We start from the raw sequence: 21,702 nt of genomic DNA on the forward strand, positions 1-21,702 counted from the left end.
TTTAGGAACTGCATTGTTTTATTTTATTTAATTCCTTTGAGGATCCAATCTTCGGACTGTTTTCCTTTTAAGAAGAAATCAAACCACTGTAATGTTCTTTTTGTGATGTCGATCTGGTTGGGTTCACGCAACAAAAGATGGCCTTCTTCAGGGTAGAGCAGCATGATACTTTTTTTTCCGAGCCGCCTTAGTGCCAAGTAATATTCAAAGCTTTGATGCGGATCCACCTGCGTATCATTTTTGCCGCTCCATATCAAAATGGGTGTTCGAATATTTTTGACATATGACAGCGGTGAATTGGAAAAATAAGATTCGGGTGCCTCATAAGGCGTCTTTCCCATTGCCCATTGTTCATTTCCAAACCTCCACATATCGGGCCTTCCTGTAAGGCTGTTTATATTGTGATAAAAACTGTTGAGGTCTGTAATAGCTCCGCTGCTGATTACTGCCGCAAACAGGTCGGTCTGAGTCACGATGAACGAAGTTTCATAACCGCCGAAAGAATGGCCCATAAGACCTATTTTTGCCGGATCTACAAGCCCCATGCCAATCACTTTTTTGGTTGCCGAAACAACACAGTCAACGGCCGAATGTCCAGGGCTCCCAACTTCTAATGACAAATCGGGCTTAAAGACGAAATAATTCTCAGATGTAAATAAAGTTGTGTTGTTTCCGCTTAAGTCATTTAAGGCTGGATTGACATACTTATGCAATTGCTTTGACTGCAGATCATAAATAGTTACAATCATCGGATATTTTATTTTCGGGTCATAATCAGCTGGATAATAAAGGGCACCTTTTAAACACTTTCCTGCAGAATTCTTGTATTCGATCAAAATAGATCTTCCCCAAAAATATTTTTCCTGCTGCGGATTGCTTCTATAAAAGCAGCTAGGGTCAGCGTCTTGCGATTTATATAACAGCCTAGGGGACACATCATATTTCTGCTCCCTGAAAAAGAGTTTTTTCTTATCTATTCCATAATTCAGCTGATTAATAAGGCTTTGTTCGTAGACGATTGGTTTTTCGCCGGTTTCTTCCGTCCACTTGAAATAGCCTGTTTTGCCGTCTTCACCTTCTGCGCGTAAAAATTGCTGCTTTTGGATATCAATATTTCGAACAATCAGGCCATCATATTTCAACTTTACCCCTATCGAATTTGGCATCGCAGCAATACGGAACTTAATTTTTGACTCCCTTCCATGGGTTAATCTTCTGCTGGATTTTCCGTTGGGAGCTACTGCCCAGATATCATATTGATCGTAAAGTAGAATTTCATTATCATTGAGGCTCCAGCCCGGACTGCCGCATACTGATTCAGGATTAAGATCATATTCTTTTGCGGAAAAGCCGACACCAAGCCTGCCAGTAATATTTGTATGTGTGCGGAGTTCAAAGTTGTAGATCCACCAGTTTTTTTCCTTGAAATAAGCAAAGTATTTTCCACCTGGCGACGCTAACAGATTTTCATATTCTAAGGGATGATTCTCAAGCAGTAGTGTCTTCTCGAAAGTCTGAAGGTTCAAAATATAAAAGTCCCTCGGGGCATAATAATCGAATTGCGGCTCGTACTGTTTTGGATTTGAGACTATGGCATTTTTAAAATCTCCAGTCAGCATAACTTTTGGAAATTCAGCTGTAGCCACTGCCCGTATGGAGTCCGATTTAGGGCTCCACATAACAACCTTGGGCAACAGATCAGGGTCACCAAAACTTTTCAGCTGCAGGTAAGTTATCTTGTCATTGGCATTCCATATTTCAACACCAGACTCGAGGGCTGCCAATGGCATTTTTTCATTTTCCCGAACCGAGAAAAATAATTTTTGAAGGTCATCAGAAATAAGAATCTGGTTTGAATTTTCATATACAATGTATGCATTTTTTGGAAAGCCGGGATGTGATGCGCTGCTGAATTGGCTTAGTTTGTCTTCTGTCGGCAAATAGTAGAACAGACCGTTGATTTTCTTATCGGCGGACTCCGAATAAAATGATAATGCCTGCCCGCTTTTATGCCATGTCAATCCCTTAAAATGATCTTTGCTGCTTCGGACAACCCATTTCGAAGAGTGGATTTTTTTAAGGCTAAGATGAAATACTGCCTCTTTTGTATTCTCTGAAATGCAATAGGCAAGACGGCCTGCCTGATCACTGATTTGAAAATCGGAAACATCATTAATTTCGACCTTGTCTGAATTTTTCAGTGATTGTATCTTTAATATTTTTCCAGATGTTCCTGTACCTGTGAGCACAATGAGATGATCTGTTTGTTGGCAGTAAGCATGCTTTTGGACATTGTCGATCTCTTCGCGTTTTCCTGTTTTTAAATTTAGGATCTGAAGGCTGTTTCCAATCTGGCAGATGAAAAAATTTTTCATCGTGAAGCTGCCCTCACCAGCACGCGGGATGCTGTATTTTTTATTGCTTGAAGGATTAAAAATAAATAAAGTGTCGCTGCCGTCTTTATATTCCATTTTGAAGCTTGCCCAATTTTCATCCGGAGACACCTTCTCTAGGTTCAGTTCTCCCCATAAATGATAATCTGCGGCAATGAGTTTCTTTTTTTGAATTACCTGCCCCATTAGGGGGCAGGTTTCCAAAGGAAAAACAAATACTAAAACAAAATATAAAACTAAAATTAAAATCTTGCGTAAAATCAGTGCATTCGTTGCTATTTTACAGGTCTTTTTATTTTTATGCATGTACATATTAATTTAATATCCAGGATTTTGGGGCCTTAGATTTGGGTTTACGGCTAGTTCAGCCTGCGGTAAAGGAAACAGGCGGTCAGCGGTATCCCAGCCGGGCTTAACAGTACTAAGTACTGCATCAAGTTTTCCGAATCGTTTCAGATCGAAAAAGCGGTGGCCGTATTCGCTAAAATATTCCCATCTTCGTTCAGTGAGCACAGCGTCCAAAATTTCCTGCCGGCCAGCTGCCTGTGTATTTCCTAATCCCGAACGGTTTCTGATCTTGTTGAGATCTTCCTTGGCTCCGATCAGGTCGCCCTGCATCGCTCTGGCTTCTGCTCTTATCAGATACAGCTCGGCTGTGCGGAAAACAACAGCATATTCTTTTGAAGCGGGCGTAAAATTTTTCTCATGATACTTAAAGGCATGATAATAGGTCGCGGCTCCCTTTGACACGGCCTTTATCCAATTTACCCTGCGAAGATCTGCTGGGGCAAAGGACGCAACCAGATTATTGTTCAATGAAAGGGAAGGAGGCGGGACAGAGGTAAAAATAAAGTAAGATCCGTCAGCTGTATTTTGGCCTTCGAGTTCCGATTGCAGCTGCCAGATCGTTTCCTTTGAATGTATCAAAAAGACATTGGTGCTGCTTTCCAATCCGTACAGGCTTGTCTGATTCAGGACTGCTGATGCTGCGTTTGAGGCCTGAGGATAAGCTCCGTCATATAGAAAAACTCTTGCCAGTAAAGCCTGTGCGGCAGCAGCATTAGGCAGCGTACGTTCTTCGCTCAGATAGTCGGGAGACAAAAGGGGAATCGCATTCTGGAGATCCAGAATTACTGCCTTGTAAACGTCTTTGATAGAGGTTCTGGAAAGGGTGCTGTTCATTTTATAATCGGTCTGAGCGACATAAGGGATATCCCCAAAGATATTGGCAAGATAAAAGTGCATCAATGCGCGAATAAATAATGACTGACCTATTAATTGATTTTTCTGCTGCAAGGTCAAGTTTTTGCTCGCCTGGGAGCCTTGGATAATATTATTGGCGGCGTATATCTGATTATAAGCTGCATTCCAATATCCGGAAACATAAGTGCTGCTTGGCAGAAGCGAATTGTGGTAGAAAGTATAGCCTTGCTTAGCCGGATTTTCAATAGTAACAAGTTCATCAGCATAATTTCCCAGCTGATTCGAAATGCCCAATGGAGCACCGCATAAAATTCCTTTGTCCCTGACTGTTGAATAAATATTTGTCATTGCGGCATTGGCAGTATTGTAATCCTCAAAAACGGCTTCCGCAGTTAATTGTGATTTTGGCAGATCAACCTCGACAAAGGAGTCACAGGAGAAAAGCAGGCCCAGAAGCATGAACAACAGCAATTGCGCCAATAAGTTATGTATTGTTTTCATCTTATTATGTTTAGAATATTAATTGAACTGCGGCAGTTACCACTTTGAGGGGAGGCAGATAGCCGTAGGAAATAAATTCAGGATCACCGTCATTATATTTGGTGAAAGTCAGCAGATTCTGTCCTTGCAGCATAATTTTGCATTTGGTCTGTTTTAAATTCAATGGAATATCGTAGGACAGGGATATGTTTTTTAACCGGATATAGGATGCATCGACAATAAGGCCTGTACTCTCGGTGTAGAGATAATCTCCATTTAATACATCGTTATTGTAGCCGGTGGTATATATCTGATAGGGGGCGGTATCGTTAGGCTGCCGCCAGCTACCGCTCATTCGTTCCTGCACGTTGAGCATCTGGCCTGCCGCTCCCATAGGATATGACCTGTTTTTCTGCTTGACGAACTGAAACAGGAAATCCAATGCCAGGCCTTTGTAAGCCAGCTGATTCTGAAGGCCACCATAAAATTTTGGATTCAAATCTACTACTGCCTGTTTGTCTTCAGGGAAAGTGATTTTTCCGTCCTTATTCAGATCTTCAAATTCGTAAATTCCAGTCTGCGGATTTACTCCTATAAAATTATAGAGCAGATCAATGTTCAGAGGCTGACCGATTCTGTACTGCTGACCGTAGGTTGAGGATTCCAGATTGGGAAAGTCAAGGAGTTTATTTTTTGCAAAAGTCAAATTCAGGCTGCTTGTCCAATTAAAACTGCCATTGGCAATATTGAGTGCGCGCAGGGTCATTTCCAAGCCGCTGTTTTCCACCACTGCATGCAAATTGGACTGCAGTGTTGTAAAACCGGTTGTTCCGGGAAGAGGTACGCCGGCCAGCTGATTCGAAGAGCGGTTCTGATACCATGCCAGACTTGTGCTGATGCGATCTTTGAGGAAACCAAGTTCAAGTGCGGCCTCAAATTTTTTATTGGTTTCCCAGCCGAAATCGGGATTGAAGAGCCTTGAAGGCGCAAGTCCAGAAACGCCGCTGTAAATTTTACCAGAAGTTGTAAAGGTGTTCATAAACATATAATCTCCGATTTGGTCGCTCCCCGTAATTCCATAGCTCGACCTTAATTTTCCGAAGCTCAGCCATGAGCTGTCCGTAAGGAAACTTTCTTTGGAAAACAGCCATGCGGCCCCAAGGGCTCCGAAATTGGCGAACTGATTTCCCGGGCCGAACCTGCTTGAACCGTCCCTTCTGCCGGTAAGGTTGAAAATATAACGCTGTTTGAAATTGTAGTTTATTCTCCCGAAAAATGCCTGATACTTGTACACTACCTGGTCGTCGGTATAGACGGTAATTCTTTTTGCTGCAGCCAGATTATAGATCAGGCTGTTGGAAACAAATCCAGTTCCGGACTGATAAATTTTATTGGTAGTCTGGCTCTGAAAGGTAGATCCCAAGAGGATTTCGAGTCTTCCCCCGCCCACTGGTTTCTGCCAGCTGATCTGCGGTTCGGCAATCCAGGAATTTCGCTTGGTGTCGTTCAGATAAAGAAAGGAATCCTCGCTGGTGATGCCATAGGAGGGATCGTAGGTAGTCGAGGGAATAATTCTGGTTTCGCTGTTGACTAAATCGGTGAAGCCAAAGCTGCTTTTAAGGATCAGTCCAGGCCAGAGTTCATAGGACAGCAGTGTATTGGCCAGAAGGTCGTTGGTTTTGGATTCGAATTTGCTGTTCAGCTTGCCAAGCGGATTGCTCCACGTTCCGTTCTCCCAGTTCAACTGGCCGTCAGCAGTATAGAGTGCAGGAGCATTCGGGGGAAGGTACCGCGCCTCGTTTGTAAAATCGTAAGCCGGCAGGTCATTATCCTGGATGTTATATCCTGCAGTAAATGATATTTTGAATTTATTATTATCAGAATGATGGTTGAGATTCAGCTGTCCGCCTCCTTTTTTGTAGAGAAAGCTTCCAGGAAATACAGTCGATTCCCTTTGAAAATTTCCGCTGATCAGGAACTGGGTGTTTTCAGAACCTCCCGAGAGGGTACCCTGAATATCGGAAATCTGCGCTTTGCCGCCAAGAAGCTCTTTCTGCCAGTCGGTATTGCGGTTTTGATCCCAGGTGCCATTAATGTCGTAGTCATATATGCCATACTCGGTGAGTCCGTCGTTTATAAATGCCTGCTTTCTCATGGCTAAATACTGCTGGGTATTCATGAGCTTCAGAAATCTGGTTACGGTTCCGACTCCTGTTGACGATACTATGCTGAAGGCAGTCTTTCCAGTTTTGCCTTTTTTGGTTGTGATCAGCACCACGCCGTTTGCACCTCTAGACCCGTAAATAGAAGTAGCGTCGGCATCCTTCAAAACTTCGATGTTCTCAATATTGTCAGGATTGATGCTGTTCAAGGGACTCACCAGGGTGGGATAAACGCCTGTGCCGGTAACATAGGAGCCGACGGGATCAGACGAGTAAGGCACGCCATCGATTATATACAGAGGGGAGTTGCCGTCGCTTCTAAGACTGTTCTGTCCTCTGATTTTGATGTCAAAACCGCCTCCGGGAACACCAGAAGTCTGTATTATATTGACCCCTGCCATGCGGCCCTGCATGGCCGCAAGAACATTGGTGACAGGCTGTGTTTCTATATCTTTGGAGGTAATCCGGGAAATACTCCCCGTACGGTCGCTTTCCTTTACGGAATAATAACCAGCATTTACCCGGACCTCCTGTAATGTTGTAGTATCATACTCCAGTTTAATGTTAATTTCAACTCTATTATTTACAGGTACTACTTTAGTTTTGAATCCTATAAAAGATACGAAAAGAGTATCATTGGGATCGGCTGAAATACTGAATTGTCCATTGTAATCGGTAATGGTACCATTTTTATTGCCTTTTACGACAATTGTAACTCCTGGCAGAGGAAAATTTCCATCCATAACGATCCCTTGTACGCGATGTTGTTGAAAAATAGGACTAAAATGCCGGGAAGAATTTGCGGCAAACGAAGACGAAAAAGTAAACAGAATTGCCGTAAAAATTAGGCAATAAAGAGCTTTTCCATCCTTGTAAAATGAAAAATAATTCATAATATTGGGATTGGTTAGTTAAATAGAAGTTTGATTAGCTAAGGTTCTCTGCTCTAGTTTGGTCGCTGCAGCAGGGAACCATTTTTTATGCATTAAGTAAATAACAAAATGACATGATGAGGTGTTGTTTTTTCGATAGTTTGTTAGTTTTTGTTTAAAGTTATAGAATGGCGAACTAACTTAAAATTTGAAAGAAGTGCTATGAATTACTGAGTTTAGTATAAAAAAAAATGGCATGGAACTCAGCTTAAATCGACTTAAAGGTACTGGTATACCCGCACACGAAATAAGTGAGCCCACGCCAATGACGTGAGCATCTTACTTATCATCCCGTGTGCAAAAATTACCAGTTTTATAAGTCGGGATTCAAAGCGAATGCTTCAAATATTTTAATGAAGTATCGCAAATATATGGATTCAGTTACAAATATAACAAAAAAAAGTAAAACTGGCACTATCGTGCCAATAAAATTGCAGAATAATTTTTTTATTTGTTAATATGTCAGAGAAGTCAGGTATAAATAGCAATTCAAGTACGAACAAAGAGCTAGCAAAAGTTTTTTTGCTAGATAAGTTGGTATGCAATTTTATTAATGACGAATGGATTTTAGAAGAAAAATCAAATCTGTCCCAAAGCCAAGAGCTTGGTATTCACCCACATGTTTTAAGAAAGATTAGAGAAAATGATGGTTACCGTATACCAATGTCAACTTTAGCAATAATGTGTTTTTATAAAAAAGTAAAATTATCAGAATTTTTTACTTTAATCGAAAGTAAGTATGCAGGAAGGATAAATGACGATTTTATTAAAAAGACAAAAAAATAAAAAATCCCATTAATTTAATGGGATTCGCTTTTCTTATCTATTTCTTAGATTCCTCAATAGATACTTTTCTAAACTCTTTCAAAAGCTTTTCAATTTCTAAAGATGATTTACGAGCTCTTGCTCCAGCGGCTTTTACTCCTTTTTCTGATAATGATTCAGATTCTGTTTTAAAAGTTTCAATCTCTGCGTGTATTTTCGCTACTAGATCTTTCATTTTACAATTTTTAAAATTAAGTGGGCAAATATATTACTTTGCCTAAGTTTATAATCCACTTATCATGTTTTTGCTAATTTTTCTTTTTGATTTCTTCAATGAAAAAAGAGGTTGGCATTTCTGTTCTGGCTAAAAAAGCATGAGCAAATCTTTGTGTACTGCTAAATCCAGCAATATCAGCTAGTGCCCCATTGGAATATTTCCGAATTTTTTTATCTGTTTTTAGTAATGAAATCAAGTGGTCGATCTTAAGGTCATTGATATATTTGTTAAAAGTTTTTTCTCTATGGTAACCTATAATGGTTGATAGATATTTTGGATTAGAATTGAACATACCTGCAATCTTAGACAGTGTTAAGTCTTTTTCCAGAAACTTCTTGTCCTTTTCAAATTTCTCAAGTTGCCTTAGAATCGTAGCTGCAGTTTCAGGACTTATTTCTAAAATCGGTTCTTTGTTCGTTTTATTTTTCGGTATATTTGAATGTTCATTATTTAGCTGAACCATAAGTTCATCAAACTTCTTTTTATAAAATCGTCGATTTCGAAAATATTTAAAGGTTAAAACAAAGGACGTTGTAAATAAAATGACCACCGCAACTATGAACATAGTAACATGCTGTTTCTCCCGCATGAACTGAGCATTAATTTCATCCTTTTGATGTATCAGTTCGCTAGTATCGTACTCTTTATGTATTCTTGTAACAAGATATTTATAGCTTTCATTTAGATAGTTGTCTGCTTTCAGCAATTGATCTATGGAATAAAGTTGAGCGTTTAAATCATTTTTTGTTTTATAATATTTAATTAGTAATTCGTAAGTTTCCCTCAGGTACGGGTCAATGTACCCGCTCTTATTATAAATACTATCTACTTTTTTAAAGTATCCGAGAGCCTGATCGTACTTTTTTAACTGCCAGAAACTTTTACCTATATAGAAATTCGCTATGGCAATTGTACCAGAGTCTGTACTTTTTCCAATGACTTTCAGAGCTTCATTAAGATTATCAATAGCAATATGATAATTATTCTGAAAAAACTGATTAACTCCTTCGGAATGCAGGAAGTAAGGTTTCATTTCCAACTTGTGTAGTCGCTCGCTTTCAGCTATGCCTATATTATTTGTCTCAGTGCAAGAACCGTAGTCCCCAATCCTATTGTAACATAGGCCTAATAAATGCAAGGAATTTAAATAAGGTCTTTCGTCTTCATTTTTAAAATGAGCCGTAGTTTCGGAAAGTAGTGCAATTGCCTCGTCATAGAAACCTAAATATACCTTAATATTAGCAATGTTATATTTGACTTTAAATATAAGGTATTGATCATTACTTCTGGATATATATTGGTTTGCTTTAATAAAATTGTCTAATGCGTGCTGAATGTCATTTTTCCAATAGAAAGCAATGCCCTTTGAAAGATATGCAGAACCTATTAAATCATTTTGTTTTGAGGTTTTGGCTGCATAGATCATACTATCTGCATACACTAATCTTAAATTAATTGGGGATTCATGAAGTATACTTTGATAACCATTTAAAATTTCTTTCCAGTTGTTTTCTTTTTTAGCCTTTGCTAAATAAGTATATAGATAAATTGATGCACGAGAACTGTCACCTCTTAGTTCATAAATTCTGTCATCGAGGTAATTGTACGATTTATGTTTTAGTGAATCGGGGATGTTGAAAGTTTTTTTTTGTGAATAAAGCAATTGCAACGAAAATAAAAATAGTAACACATAAGTCTTTTGATTCATGATGGTTTGGGTTAGTAGAATAAAACGCTCTGTGAGATATTGCCTTTTTGCAGTTTATAACAAAGCGACAGCAGCAGTTTATAATAGTTTAACATAAAAGTAATATAATTTTTACATAACTAATTGAATTACAGTTTTGTATTTTAAAAAACAGCCTATGGATTTTCCGAAAATCCATAGGCTAAATTCCGAAAATCCATAACCATTGTGTTGTCGGATAATTTTTATGCCAATAGATTTGCTTCGAATTCAAAAGCAAAATGTCAGGCAAGGTGCCAGATAAAAGTTCTGCTTATCCGGATGAAATGAACTGAGAAAAGATTTCTCATTCACGTTCAAACACCCATATCATGAAAAACTTAATATTATGCAGTTTATTATTATTGATTTTATCTTCCTGTACAAATGAATCAGATTTAACAACATCGGACAATGTTGAATATGGAAAAAGTAATTCCATGAAGAATATTGCTTTTCCTTTAAATCCTAAAAATCCGTATGATCAGAAAGGAAAAAAATATTACGATGCCTTGCAAGAATTTTATGCAAGTAATAATAAACCACAATCCATTGATGAAATAAGTACTCTAATTTATTTTCTAAATGATATCAATAAAAACAAGTTGTACCAAAAAGCACAAAATCTTGGCTACAGTAGTGAAGAAATTGCCGCCATTTTGAGTAATCCCTCGATTAAGTTAATTGAAATTGTGAACAATAGTTCAATCAGTTCTCCGAGCAAAACACAGCTGATATTATTTATTCAATACTTAATTGAACAGCAAAATCTTGAGTATTTAGAAATTCGCGACTATATAATTGCATTCGACTCAACCATTATTTCAGACACAGCGATAAACGAAGAAGAAAAAGAGACAATCTTAACTGTTTCAACTATTACAAGCTATGCTTTATATGCTGAGGCAGAGCGTAAGGATAGAGATTGGGAAACTTCTGTGGGACACAAAAAGACAGCTCCAGTTTCTGGCTATACAAGTACAGTCGTTTCAATAATTGCACAATTACAAAATATAATACACTAATTATCTATCTAATCAATTCAAGAAAGTGAAACGCAGAAAATTGTTATATGCAGGCCTCATTCTCTTAAATATAGTAAGCCTTTATTTCATCGTGACACTTTTTAGTTATGATGAAATAGTGGGCTATGTGCTCGAGGGAGAAAACAGAACCACGGATCCAAGATTGCTGGCTTATTTGTTTTTTATAACAAGTCTTTCAAATCTATATTTCATATCATTTACGATTATGGAAATGATTTTTGATAGCTGATTGTGATTACTAATTTGATTTTATAAAACTTTTCAAACTTCAAAGTATGATTAGAGATTTGATTAATATAGATATTAAGAAGTTACCAATTTCAGGCTTATCCGTTCATATTATAAAAAGATATGAAGTACGGACAAATATTTCGGAAGCATTTGCTGTTCCTAATTTCTCATTGTTGCTCATAAAATCTGGAAAATTTAAAATTCAGCTTCAAGACATAACGCAACAAATGAAGGAAAGGGATTTGCTGGTAATACCAAGTAACTCGTACTGTACTATGGTTGAGGTTCGGGGCAAATTACAATTGTATCTTATTTCTTTCAGCACTGACTATGCCATTAGAAATGGACTGAAAAAAGAACTAATAGAATCTTTTTATTTCGTTATAGGATTAAAAGCAGTTAAAATTGGACTTGAAGAGAAAGAATTTTTAGTTCTTTCACTCATCTATAAGCTGATTTATTTTGTAAACAAGGATGCAAAGCATGGTTCACAGGAATTGGATTTGCAGAAAATTGGTTTTACTCTGTTACTATATGAACTTCGCCTGATCTACACTAAATACACATCAGAACATATCCAGCAATTTAGCCAAAAGGAAAATTTAATTGTGCGGTTTTTTAATATACTTTCTATTCATTACAAAAAGCAGCATAATGCCAAATTCTACGCTGGCGCGCTCTTTGTAACGCCCGGCCATCTAAATAAAGTTGTAAAACAGATAACAGGTAAATCGATAAAAAGATTAATTGTTCAAACTATTATTACTGAAGCGGAAATTTTACTTGATGATCTACATTTAACAATTACAGAAATTGCAGATGAATTAGAATTTCCCAGTGCCAACAGTTTCAGTGTTTTTTTTAAGAAACATTCCTCTATTTCCCCATCTCAGTATCGTTTAAATGCAGCGGAAAAATTCAAAACACAGTAATATTTGTTGGATTATTTGTTAATTAAAACAATAGTACAATGAACAAAATATATCCCTTAGAATGGTTTGATCTAATCATATCTCAGACGTTAGCTCCTGAAAGGCTGATAACTGAAAAAATGTCTAAGCAAGACTTTACTACAATATCAGAGCATATTGAAAAAGAATCAAAGAACATCCAAAACTATCTGAAACGAGAAATTTTCCTTCTCAGAAGAAAAAGAGAAGTAAGGCTGCAAGTGAGAAAGTATCATTCCACCGTAATATATTTATTAGACATAATAATTGAATATCAGAAACCGAACATTCTACATAACTCACAATTGTCGTCTCTATATGAATTATTCCAAACTAAGCTGGAAGAATTGCTCTCGATTATCGAAAGCCGATTTTCAGATTTTTTAAGTCTTGATGAAAGGGTCCCGATTACTTATTTGATGCTTTCAAGAAGTGAATTGGAATTAAAGCTAAAAAAAGTTTCTGCAAAATCTTATGCAGGTTTAAATGGTAGAATAGCACAAATAGTTGTCAAAAATTTATCTCAATTTCTTGAAACATTTTCAGGAAAGAAGATTACATATCGTCAGCTGTTATATCAAAAAGAACTTTTAATGGGCATTAAAAACATCGGTAAAACTGTTGATGTAAATCTCTTTTCAAGTATTGAAAAACTACTGATAGAAAAGAATTTTAATAGCTCTGAATATGTCGATTATATGATTGAACAAATAAATAATGAGATTGATGAAAAAGATTCGATTCCATACAGGATAACGAAGCTTCTCTTTCTTCAGAAGGAGTTTGAACGCATTTATTCCAACGAAAATATATCATTTGATCCAAGTAGAAATAATATAAAAGCTGACTTAGGAAATTGGTTTAAGCAAGAAATCTATTTTCTGGAGAGAAAGTTTGAACTATCAATTAAAGCAGATGTAGAAGGTATCAATGATAGCACCCAAAATGCAGACAAGGATTCTAAAATTGAATGTGACTTATCAGCCGATCAGCTCGCGTTAATCTTGAGAGCTGCTGATGAGTCAAGGATTGTTAAAGCCCGCTCAATGAATTATTTCTTCAGGATGATTATACCATACTTATCCACACCTTATAAGAAAGAACTATCTTATCAGTCGGTTCGAAGTAAATCTTATAGTGCTGAAGACCGAGATAAAGATATTGCTGTCCAGACACTTGAGAAAATCATTAAAAAAATAAACACGTATTAAATTGATTTATCGAATTCATTAAAAGTTGCTACGTAACAAATTTTATTAATTACGACAAATATTAAAAATCAAAGAATTATGACACTTATTGCAATATTTTTTCCGTCAATCTCTTTTCTTTTAAGAGGCAAACTTTTAACAGCATTACTCTGTTTGATTCTACAGATTACTTTGATCGGCTGGATCCCTGCCGCAATATGGGCGGTAGTGTCGTTGCAGAATTCAAGAGCCGAAAGGCGAAATAACAAATTAATTAAGGCTATGAGAAAATAAAAGGCCTAATTTTAAATAATTCAGAGCTCGCAAGAAATAATGAAACCCATTATTTCTTGTGAGCTTTTTTTGTTGTAAAGCTAGTAAATACAAGGGGTACAAAAGGGTACAACAAAAGTTGTACTTGTATAAGCTTTATTCTAATCGTTCCTTTGACCTGTATTTAAAATCACAACGATCCAGATGTGATTTAAAGCAGGAGATGATGTTTAACGATTAATGAAAATGATTATGCTTTCAAATATTTCATGGAGTAACTACGCAATAGCTGTTATAATACTATTATTTCTTTGGTATGTTTTTGTATTACTTAAATTTTATTTCGGTTCGCTGAAAGAACTGCTACACGGAAAGAGAAAATTCAGAGTTTTTAGAACAGGAACGAAAAAGAATAGCACAGAGTCAAGTGATTTATTTTCAGAGTTCAGAGAACCATTCGATACTTTGGAAGATGGAAAAGAACTGTTTTCAAAATTGCAATCAGCAATTATTGAATCAAGCCAGACCAACCTTTCAGCTGTTGAATTCAGAAATTATATCCGATTTATTCTAGAAGCATATCCATATGTAAAGAGATCCTCTCTTCGAGAAAAAATCAATGCCCTTATGGTCTCAGAATGCGAAAAGCACCCACAGCTGATTTTAACTTACCCGGAAATGGATGGGTTGTGGGATGAGGCCATTTCATAAAAACTTACAGAGGAATATTCCCCGTCCGCTCTAGTGCGGTGTTGAACAATGTGACAAGGAGAATAGTTGATGTGACGGCGGTATTCCTCTGTTTTTATTACTATAAAGATAACTTTAAATGTTGCAATGATGAAAAAATGTAAATGGAAATTAAAGAGCTTTTTGTATCGAATTAAAGGTTTATTAACCTGTTTTTTAATATTAATGATAAATGCTTTTAGTTATGCCCAGGACGGAGTAGCCGGAATCAACGAAGCCAATCAAAAAGTAAGGAGCTACTTTGATGCGGGAACTGAGCTGATGTATGCGGTAGGAGCTATCCTTGGTCTAATTGGGGCCGTCAAAGTTTATCAGAAATGGAACGCGGGAGATCCCGATACCGGCAAAGTGGCCGCGGCATGGTTTGGCAGCTGTGTATTTTTGGTAGTTGTAGCTACTGTTATTAAATCTTTTTTCGGTGTGTAATGGCAGTGAGTGTCTATCAAATCAACAAGGGAATAAATAAAAGTATTGAGTTTAAAGGTCTAAAAGCGCAGTATATCTGGTATCTGGGTGGAGGTGTTGTTTCGCTTATGATTGTTTTTGCCGTGTTGTACATTATCGGTATTCCCTCAATTATTTGTATAGGATTTATTGGCATTTCAGGAACCATCCTGGTGGTTAAAATCTATAAAATGAGCAATACATACGGTGAACATGGAATGATGAAATCAATAGCACGCAAACAACTTCCAAAAAATATTAAAGTGCATAGCAGGTATATTTTTATTAAGTGATAGTTGTAGAAAGTTAAATGCTAAAGTGATGAATAATGGATAAGATAATAGAAGGAATTTTACCGATACTCGATGTTGAGCATAACTGTATTTTATCTAAACAAGGTGATGTTACAATTGTATTTAAAGTAGAACTGCCTGCGATTTTCACAATGTCAGATCAGGAATATGAGGCTTTTCACCAGTCATGGATCAAAGCGGTGAAGATACTGCCGAAGTTCTGCGTATTTCACAAGCAGGATTGGTTTTTGGAAAAAGGATATAAAGCTGATTTTACAAATGATGATACCAGCTTTCTCAGCAGGAGCAGTGAAAGGTTTTTCAATGAAAGACCATTTCTTGACCACAGCTGTTATATCATGCTGACCAAAAAACCGGCAGGAAGGAAGAATTCGAGTTCCTTGTTTTCAACGCTGATTAGAAATACTCCGGTACCTGAGGAAACGTTGAGACCGCAGCAGCTTCAGGATTTTATGGATTCGGCAGGACAGTTCAAAAGGATTTTGGAAGACAGTGGATTTGTACAGCTGACCCAGATGAAAAATGATGAACTTCAAAGCCAAAGCAGAAAGATTGGACTTATTGAGCGTTATTGTTTTTTATCAGAGAAGGAAAATGAATTTGTTTTTAATGATATTTCTTTTAAAGACGGGCTTAGAATAGGGGATAAGCACTGCCAGTTATTTACACTTGGCGATGCGGTAGATCTTCCCACACTATGCGGTTCAAGAATTAATTTTGACCGTTATTGCACCGATAAAACGAAGTTCAGTATAGGTTTTGCTTCGACTCTGGGACAGCTTTTATCCTGTAACCACATCTACAACCAATATATTTTTATTGAAGATGCGCAGAAAACAATCCAGAAGCTCGAGAGCAAAAGACTCAGGCTTCAATCCTTATCAGCCTACAGCCGTGAGAATATGATCGCTAGGGATGCAACCAATGATTTTTTGAACGAGGCGATTGCTCAGCAAAGACTTCCTGTAAAAGCGCATTTTAATATACTGGCTTGGACAGATAATGAGGAAACTCTTAAGGAAATTAAAAATAAAGTTTCATCAGCTCTGGCACAGATGGATGCTGCTGCAAAACAGGAGACCGTAGGAGCACCACAGATTTATTGGGCGGGAATGCCGGGCAACGCTGCTGATTTTCCAATGAATGACACCTTTGATACTTTCACGGAGCAGGCAGTTTGTTTCCTGAATATGGAAACAGGGTATCGTTCTTCTTTGAGCCCGATGGGTATCAGACTCGGAGATCGTTTGACAGGGAAACCTGTTCATGTGGATATCAGCGACGAGCCAGTAAAGATGGGAATCTGCACCAACAGAAATAAGTTTATTCTTGGTCCTTCGGGAAGCGGCAAATCGTTTTTTACCAACCATATGGTGAGAAGTTATTACGAGCAGGGGACACATGTTGTTCTGGTTGACGTCGGGCATAGTTATAAAGGTTTATGTGATATGGTGAACGGCTATTATTTCACATATGATGAGAAGAATCCCATACGTTTCAATCCGTTTTATATTTCCGAAGGCGACACTCTGGATACTGAGAAAAAGGAAAGTATCAAAACACTGCTTTTGGCGCTTTGGAAAAAAGATGATGAGACCTTCAACAGGAGTGAGTATGTGGCACTTTCCAATGCGCTGCAATTGTATTTTGAAAAACTTGATAGAGAGAAAGAAATCTTTCCATGTTTTAACAGCTTTTATGAATTTTTAAAAGATGAGTTTGTCAGGATTCTGGAGGGTGATAAAGTAAAAGAGAAAGATTTTGATATCACTAATTTTCTTTATGTACTAAGGCCTTACTACAAGGGAGGTGAGTTTGATTACCTTTTAAATGCAACCGAGAATCTGGAACTTTTAAAAGAACGTTTTATCGTATTTGAGCTTGATAACATCAAAGACCATCCAATACTTTTTCCAGTGGTCACAATTATAATAATGGAAGTTTTTATCAGCAAGATGAGAAAGCTTAAAGGCATCCGCAAAATGATTTTGATTGAGGAGGCATGGAAGGCCATCGCAAAGGAAGGAATGTCGGAATATATTAAGTATTTATTCAAGACCGTTCGGAAATTTTTCGGTGAAGCAATTGTAGTCACTCAGGAAGTGGAAGATATTATTTCATCACCTGTTGTCAAGCAGGCGATTATTAATAACAGCGACTGTAAGATCCTTTTGGACCAAAGCAAGTACCAGAACAAATTTGACCAGATCCAGGAACTGCTTGGACTCACAGACAAAGAAAAGGCACTTGTACTGTCTGTGAACAAAGCCAATGATCCTTCAAAGAAATACAAAGAGGTATTCATATCGCTTGGAAGCATGTCTTCTAAAGTGTATCGCACAGAAGTTTCCCTTGAAGAATATCTGGCCTACACCACTGAGGAAAGTGAGAAATTTAAAATGAACAAATATGCAGCAAAGTTCGGAGGTGACATCAAGAAAGGTATTGCTGCAATGGCTCAGGATATTAGAAGTGGAACTTAATAAAAATGAAAATGAAAGCAAGAATATTTACGTGTTTGATCTGCCTGCTTTTAATAAGTACTTCGGTCAGACCAGCAGAAAAAACAGCCGTTCTTCCGATTCTGGAAATTGTAAAAGCAGTCACTAAAAAAGTCATCAAAGCAATTGACCTTCGAATACAGAAACTGCAGAACAAAACGATATGGTTACAGAATGCACAAAAAAAAGTTGAGAATGTGCTGTCCAAATTAAAACTCGATGAGATATCGGACTGGACCAAAAAACAGAAAGAACTTTATAAAGGCTATTACGAAGAACTGGCTAAGGTAAAATCTTTAATCACCTATTACCAACGGATAAAAGAAATTACAAAAAAGCAGACCAGTCTGGTTCAGGAATATGAAAGGGCGTGGAACCTTTTTAAACAAGATTCTAATTTTAAAGAAATTGAAATTGAGTATATGGAGCGTGTCTATTCAGGTATTCTCGAAGAAAGCGTCAAGAGCATCGACCAAATATTTTTGATACTGGATTCTTTTAGCACCCAGATGAGCGATTTAAAAAGACTTGAAATCATTAATAAAGCGGCTGATGAGATCGATTCCAATTTTGACGACCTGAACCTTTTTAATCAGCAGAATATTATGCTGAGCCTTCAGAGGGCAAAAACGCAGGCAGATGTAAATCAGGTGAAACAATTTTACGGAATTCCGTAACTACTTAAATTAATATGAAAAAAATCATTTTAATAATAACAGCAATAATGCTTCTTTCAAACGCAGTGCAGGGGCAGGCCAAGCAGAGAAAGGAACTACTGCTGCAGATTGCTGCTCTTCATGTCTACATGGATTATGCAAAAAAAGGATATTCTGCCGTTTCCAAGGGATTGAATTTTATCGGGGATGTAAAGAAAGGAGAAGTAAACCTTCATGGTGGCTATTTCAATTCACTTTTAAATGTTAATCCTAAAGTCAGAAACTATTACAAAACAGCTGAAATTATTTCTATGCAGTTTAAGATTATGAAAACATGCAGAAAGACGGTCAGTAATCTAAACGCAGGTGATCTGTTTCATGGTAATGAACTTAAACATGTCGAGCGTTCTTTTAAAAGACTACTTGAAAACTGCGATGACACTTTAAACGAGCTCATAACAATTACGACCGATTCTAAGTTGGAACTTACAGACGACCAGCGTATAGAACGTATTGATGCGCTTCATAAAACGATGCTGGAGGATTATAATTTCAGCATTTCCTTCAGCCGGGAAGCAGCGCTTTTGTCTTTATCAAAAGCACGGACTGTTAAAGATGCTAAGGCATCACTGGCATTGTACGATTTATAAAAATAAAAAACATGAAAAAAATACTCATTACGGCAATGGTAATGGCTGCACTTTTAATGCCTTTTAAAGCAGAGGCGCAGTCTGCAGAAATCCAGCAGCTTATCTTAAATATTGAAAAGCTGTCCCAGTTCAAAAAGATTTTAAGCGATATGAAAAAGGGATATGAGCTACTTTCAGGCGGATACAAAACGGTCAAAGATATGACAGAAGGAAATTTCAATCTCCATAAAACTTTTTTAGATGCCCTGATGCAGGTCAGCCCTGCGGTAAAAAATTACAAACGGGTAGGGGATATTGTAAATCTGCAAATCAAGCTTGTAAAGGAAAGTAAAAAGGGACTCGATCGGTTTGTAAAAAGCGGGAGTTTCAGCCAAAGGGAGCTTAGTTACTTTGAGAAAGTCTATGGAAACCTCTTAAACCAAAGCCTTCGAAATCTCGATGAACTGACGATGGTCATAACAGCAGATAAGCTTAGGATGTCAGATGATGAAAGACTTGAAGCGGTGGATGCTGTTTATCTGGAGATGCAGGACAAGATTGCGTTCCTTCAAAATTTTAACGCTTCGACCAACGTGCTTTTCCTACAGAGATCAAGGGAATCAAAGGAGGCTTATGCTTCTAAGGAACTTTATGAAATAAAAAACTAAGAGCATGCTTACTTTACAAAACTTTACAAAACTGTTTTATTTAATTATCGTCCTGTTTAGTCCTTGTGCTCTTCAGGCGCAGGTACTCGGAGAGGATATGCAGAGCCTGCACGCCGTACTGGAACAGCTTTATGATGAGATGATGCCAATGTGCAGTAATCTACTGGCTGTCGGGCAGGGAATTGCAGGATTTGGCGCCATTTGGTATATCGCATCGCGTGTCTGGCGCCATATTGCTAACGCAGAGCCTATTGATTTTTATCCCCTTTTCAGGCCTTTTGTAATTGGTTTCTGCATTCTGATTTTCCCTTCAGTCCTGGATTTGATTAACGGAGTAATGAAACCTACAGTAACGGCTACAGCTGCAATGGTCAAAGGTTCCAATAATGCTGTTGCAGTCCTTTTAAAAGAAAAAGAAAAGGCGATCAAAGAAACAGATCCATGGAAAATGTATGTCGGCGCAACAGGTAGTGGTGACAGGGACAGATGGTACAAATATACCCACGATGAAGATCCTTCGGATGAAAGTATTCTGGCCGGAATTGGAAACGATGTCAAGTTTGCGATGGAAAAAGCGTCGTATAACTTTCGAAATTCAGTAAAGGAATGGATGAGTGAAGTGCTGAGGGTATTGTTTGAAGCTGCTGCCCTCTGCATAGATACACTAAGGACATTTCAATTGGTTGTATTGTCAATCCTGGGACCTCTTGTTTTCGGAATATCAGTTTTTGATGGATTTCAGCATACCCTTACCGTATGGCTCGCAAGATATATAAATATTTATCTATGGCTTCCGGTAGCTAATATTTTTGGCAGTATCATAGGTAAAATTCAGGAACTCATGCTCAAACTGGATCTCTCGCAGGTTCAGGCTACAGGAGATACCTTTTTCAGCAGGACCGATATGGCTTATTTAATATTTATGATTATTGGTATTATTGGGTATTTCACGGTTCCCTCAGTTGCTAATTATATTGTCCATGCCGCTGGGGGAGGTGCTTTAGGGCAGAAAGTTACCAATCTCTTTGGTAGTTCTACAAACTCAGTAATATCCAGAACAAGCCAAAGTGCAGGGATGGCACTCGATGCGATGGGAGATGCTGATGCCAGGATGAATAGAAGTATGTCCTCCTCAGCGGGCAGCAGTCCCTACTTCGCAGAGAAGAGCAATTATATGGGCGATAAGCTTACAGGAAATTCAAACAAGACTTAAAAGAGGAACTCATGTTTACCAAAATGAAAAATATTGACACTGCATTCAGGTATGTAAGAGGCTTTACTATGCTGGTGATTGTGGGATGTATTATTGTCTGCTGCTACACTGTTTACAAGAGTTTACGATCTGTAACACTAATGCAGGATAAGGTATATATACTGGCTAACGGCAAGGCGCTTGAAGCCTACGCCTCGGATCGCAAGGATAATGTCCCTATAGAAGCACGGGATCATGTGAAGACATTTCACAAGCTGTTTTTTACCCTTGACCCAGATGATAAGGTTATTAAAACAAATACAACAAAAGCACTTTACCTGGCCGACGACAGTGCAAAACGTATTTATGACGACCTGAAGGAGAATGGTTTTTATTCGGGCATTATATCGGGGAACATCAGCCAAACCATTCAGATTGACAGCGTAACGATAGATGTCAAAGAGTATCCTTACCGCTTTAACTGTTATGCAAAACAGCATATCATAAGGACGACCAGTATCGTGAACAGAAATCTTATTACCAGTGGAAGCCTTCGAAATGTATCAAGAAGTGATAATAATCCGCACGGTTTTTTAATCGAACGCTGGGAGACTATTGAAAACAAAGATCTTAGCGTTGAGAACAGAAAATAGGAAATAATGAAAACGCTTTTTAAAAAACGTAATGAACCTTTCGTTTACTCTCATTTTTATCTGCGTCTGCAGAAATGGTGGGCAGGCAGAATGAGTAGTCTTACAGACGGTTTGTCTAAGAAACAGCTAACAGGGCTGCTTATTTTATTTGTGCTTCTGACTGGCAGTTACCTGATTTATAATATCTGCCTAAAAGTTTCAAGGGAAAAACCTTCAACTGCATCTGCAGTATCTACAAGTAAAACAATCCATCCAAAAAATAATTGA

At 37.7% G+C, this 21,702-nt stretch carries 20 protein-coding genes; 15 read left to right on the forward strand and 5 right to left on the reverse strand.

Translation table 11 applies throughout. The annotated features are described in order from the left end of the window. Positions 1-23: 23 nt before the first annotated feature. From FLAPXU55_RS10560 to FLAPXU55_RS10570, 3 genes are read right to left on the reverse strand one after another with little or no spacing between them, the layout of a single operon-like run. Positions 24-2,699 carry an alpha/beta hydrolase family protein gene (locus FLAPXU55_RS10560; RefSeq protein WP_180857621.1) on the reverse strand — a complete coding sequence of 892 codons (2,676 nt, stop codon included), beginning with the start codon at positions 2,697-2,699 and terminating at the stop codon, positions 24-26. Positions 2,700-2,711: 12 nt separating this feature from the next. Beyond that, positions 2,712-4,097 carry a RagB/SusD family nutrient uptake outer membrane protein gene (locus tag FLAPXU55_RS10565; protein WP_235992023.1) on the reverse strand — a complete coding sequence of 462 codons (1,386 nt, stop codon included), beginning with the start codon at positions 4,095-4,097 and terminating at the stop codon, positions 2,712-2,714. A 10-nt stretch (positions 4,098-4,107) separates the two neighbouring features. Continuing rightward, positions 4,108-7,131 (reverse strand): SusC/RagA family TonB-linked outer membrane protein, encoded by a 3,024-nt coding sequence (locus FLAPXU55_RS10570; protein WP_180857622.1) that lies wholly within the window; start codon positions 7,129-7,131, stop codon positions 4,108-4,110. A 498-nt stretch (positions 7,132-7,629) separates the two neighbouring features. On the opposite strand from FLAPXU55_RS10570, the gene FLAPXU55_RS10575 reads away from it, so the two are divergent. Beyond that, positions 7,630-7,956: a hypothetical protein gene (locus tag FLAPXU55_RS10575; RefSeq protein ID WP_180857623.1), complete on the forward strand. Its 327-nt coding sequence runs from the start codon at positions 7,630-7,632 to the stop codon at positions 7,954-7,956. A gap of 37 nt (positions 7,957-7,993) precedes the next feature. Here FLAPXU55_RS10575 and FLAPXU55_RS10580 read toward each other — a convergent pair whose 3' ends face one another. Together FLAPXU55_RS10580 and FLAPXU55_RS10585 are read right to left on the reverse strand one after the other, a co-directional pair. Continuing rightward, a complete protein-coding gene (locus tag FLAPXU55_RS10580; protein WP_180857624.1) occupies positions 7,994-8,170 on the reverse strand; it encodes a histone H1 in 177 nt (58 codons plus the stop codon). A 73-nt stretch (positions 8,171-8,243) separates the two neighbouring features. Then, entirely contained in the window at positions 8,244-9,920 is a 1,677-nt protein-coding gene (locus tag FLAPXU55_RS10585; RefSeq protein ID WP_180857625.1) for an AraC family transcriptional regulator, read from the reverse strand. Positions 9,921-10,270: 350 nt separating this feature from the next. Here FLAPXU55_RS10585 and FLAPXU55_RS10590 point away from each other — a divergent pair, with 350 nt between their 5' ends. From FLAPXU55_RS10590 to FLAPXU55_RS10655, 14 genes are all read left to right on the forward strand, one after another. Then, entirely contained in the window at positions 10,271-10,963 is a 693-nt protein-coding gene (locus FLAPXU55_RS10590) for a hypothetical protein (RefSeq protein ID WP_180857626.1), read from the forward strand. Between the two features lie 296 nt (positions 10,964-11,259). Next, a complete protein-coding gene (locus FLAPXU55_RS10595) occupies positions 11,260-12,147 on the forward strand; it encodes a helix-turn-helix domain-containing protein (protein ID WP_180857627.1) in 888 nt (295 codons plus the stop codon). A 38-nt stretch (positions 12,148-12,185) separates the two neighbouring features. Next, positions 12,186-13,376: a hypothetical protein gene (locus FLAPXU55_RS10600; RefSeq protein WP_180857628.1), complete on the forward strand. Its 1,191-nt coding sequence runs from the start codon at positions 12,186-12,188 to the stop codon at positions 13,374-13,376. 78 nt (positions 13,377-13,454) lie between these two features. Next, a complete protein-coding gene (locus FLAPXU55_RS10605) occupies positions 13,455-13,649 on the forward strand; it encodes a YqaE/Pmp3 family membrane protein (protein WP_180857629.1) in 195 nt (64 codons plus the stop codon). A gap of 231 nt (positions 13,650-13,880) precedes the next feature. Then, the gene (locus tag FLAPXU55_RS10610; protein ID WP_180857630.1) at positions 13,881-14,339 is read left to right on the forward strand and encodes a hypothetical protein; all 459 of its coding nucleotides are present in this window, start codon (positions 13,881-13,883) and stop codon (positions 14,337-14,339) included. A gap of 129 nt (positions 14,340-14,468) precedes the next feature. Further along, entirely contained in the window at positions 14,469-14,804 is a 336-nt protein-coding gene (locus FLAPXU55_RS10615; protein ID WP_180857690.1) for a DUF4134 domain-containing protein, read from the forward strand. Next, a complete protein-coding gene (locus FLAPXU55_RS10620; RefSeq protein WP_180857631.1) occupies positions 14,804-15,115 on the forward strand; it encodes a DUF4133 domain-containing protein in 312 nt (103 codons plus the stop codon). Before FLAPXU55_RS10615 ends, FLAPXU55_RS10620 begins: the two co-directional genes overlap by 1 nt. Positions 15,116-15,150: 35 nt before the next feature. Continuing rightward, positions 15,151-17,619: a TraG family conjugative transposon ATPase gene (locus FLAPXU55_RS10625; RefSeq protein ID WP_180857632.1), complete on the forward strand. Its 2,469-nt coding sequence runs from the start codon at positions 15,151-15,153 to the stop codon at positions 17,617-17,619. Positions 17,620-17,624: 5 nt separating this feature from the next. Next, positions 17,625-18,314 (forward strand): conjugal transfer protein TraI, encoded by a 690-nt coding sequence (locus tag FLAPXU55_RS10630; RefSeq protein WP_379704147.1) that lies wholly within the window; start codon positions 17,625-17,627, stop codon positions 18,312-18,314. A 14-nt stretch (positions 18,315-18,328) separates the two neighbouring features. Next, a complete protein-coding gene (locus FLAPXU55_RS10635) occupies positions 18,329-18,943 on the forward strand; it encodes a hypothetical protein (RefSeq protein WP_180857634.1) in 615 nt (204 codons plus the stop codon). Positions 18,944-18,954: 11 nt separating this feature from the next. Further along, on the forward strand, positions 18,955-19,590 hold the full coding sequence (locus FLAPXU55_RS10640; protein ID WP_180857635.1) for a TerB family tellurite resistance protein: 636 nt from the start codon (positions 18,955-18,957) through the stop codon (positions 19,588-19,590). A gap of 4 nt (positions 19,591-19,594) precedes the next feature. Continuing rightward, positions 19,595-20,803, forward strand: a complete 1,209-nt coding sequence (gene traJ, locus FLAPXU55_RS10645) for a conjugative transposon protein TraJ (RefSeq protein ID WP_180857636.1) — start codon at positions 19,595-19,597, stop codon at positions 20,801-20,803. Between the two features lie 11 nt (positions 20,804-20,814). Further along, complete coding sequence (traK, locus tag FLAPXU55_RS10650; RefSeq protein ID WP_180857637.1) at positions 20,815-21,435, forward strand: conjugative transposon protein TraK; 621 nt, start codon at positions 20,815-20,817, stop codon at positions 21,433-21,435. Between the two features lie 6 nt (positions 21,436-21,441). Beyond that, positions 21,442-21,702, forward strand: a complete 261-nt coding sequence (locus tag FLAPXU55_RS10655; RefSeq protein ID WP_180857638.1) for a hypothetical protein — start codon at positions 21,442-21,444, stop codon at positions 21,700-21,702.

The sequence above is a fragment of the Flavobacterium panici genome (genome assembly GCF_903819335.1).
Classification (GTDB): domain Bacteria; phylum Bacteroidota; class Bacteroidia; order Flavobacteriales; family Flavobacteriaceae; genus Flavobacterium; species Flavobacterium panici.

Bases quoted from the DNA above. Each gene is read 5' to 3' on its own strand.
- FLAPXU55_RS10635 (WP_180857634.1), top strand. From the start codon at position 18,329: ATGAAAAAAATCATTTTAATAATAACAGCAATAATGCTTCTTTCAAAC.
- FLAPXU55_RS10615 (WP_180857690.1), top strand. From the start codon at position 14,469: ATGAAAAAATGTAAATGGAAATTAAAGAGCTTTTTGTATCGAATTAAA.
- FLAPXU55_RS10580 (WP_180857624.1), bottom strand. From the start codon at position 8,170: ATGAAAGATCTAGTAGCGAAAATACACGCAGAGATTGAAACTTTTAAA.
- FLAPXU55_RS10595 (WP_180857627.1), top strand. From the start codon at position 11,260: ATGATTAGAGATTTGATTAATATAGATATTAAGAAGTTACCAATTTCA.
- FLAPXU55_RS10560 (WP_180857621.1), bottom strand. From the start codon at position 2,699: ATGCATAAAAATAAAAAGACCTGTAAAATAGCAACGAATGCACTGATT.
- FLAPXU55_RS10590 (WP_180857626.1), top strand. From the start codon at position 10,271: ATGAAAAACTTAATATTATGCAGTTTATTATTATTGATTTTATCTTCC.
- traJ (WP_180857636.1), top strand. From the start codon at position 19,595: ATGCTTACTTTACAAAACTTTACAAAACTGTTTTATTTAATTATCGTC.
- FLAPXU55_RS10630 (WP_379704147.1), top strand. From the start codon at position 17,625: ATGAAAATGAAAGCAAGAATATTTACGTGTTTGATCTGCCTGCTTTTA.
- FLAPXU55_RS10640 (WP_180857635.1), top strand. From the start codon at position 18,955: ATGAAAAAAATACTCATTACGGCAATGGTAATGGCTGCACTTTTAATG.
- FLAPXU55_RS10565 (WP_235992023.1), bottom strand. From the start codon at position 4,097: ATGAAAACAATACATAACTTATTGGCGCAATTGCTGTTGTTCATGCTT.
- traK (WP_180857637.1), top strand. From the start codon at position 20,815: ATGTTTACCAAAATGAAAAATATTGACACTGCATTCAGGTATGTAAGA.
- FLAPXU55_RS10575 (WP_180857623.1), top strand. From the start codon at position 7,630: ATGTCAGAGAAGTCAGGTATAAATAGCAATTCAAGTACGAACAAAGAG.
- FLAPXU55_RS10585 (WP_180857625.1), bottom strand. From the start codon at position 9,920: ATGAATCAAAAGACTTATGTGTTACTATTTTTATTTTCGTTGCAATTG.
- FLAPXU55_RS10655 (WP_180857638.1), top strand. From the start codon at position 21,442: ATGAAAACGCTTTTTAAAAAACGTAATGAACCTTTCGTTTACTCTCAT.
- FLAPXU55_RS10610 (WP_180857630.1), top strand. From the start codon at position 13,881: ATGCTTTCAAATATTTCATGGAGTAACTACGCAATAGCTGTTATAATA.
- FLAPXU55_RS10600 (WP_180857628.1), top strand. From the start codon at position 12,186: ATGAACAAAATATATCCCTTAGAATGGTTTGATCTAATCATATCTCAG.
- FLAPXU55_RS10570 (WP_180857622.1), bottom strand. From the start codon at position 7,131: ATGAATTATTTTTCATTTTACAAGGATGGAAAAGCTCTTTATTGCCTA.
- FLAPXU55_RS10620 (WP_180857631.1), top strand. From the start codon at position 14,804: ATGGCAGTGAGTGTCTATCAAATCAACAAGGGAATAAATAAAAGTATT.
- FLAPXU55_RS10605 (WP_180857629.1), top strand. From the start codon at position 13,455: ATGACACTTATTGCAATATTTTTTCCGTCAATCTCTTTTCTTTTAAGA.
- FLAPXU55_RS10625 (WP_180857632.1), top strand. From the start codon at position 15,151: ATGGATAAGATAATAGAAGGAATTTTACCGATACTCGATGTTGAGCAT.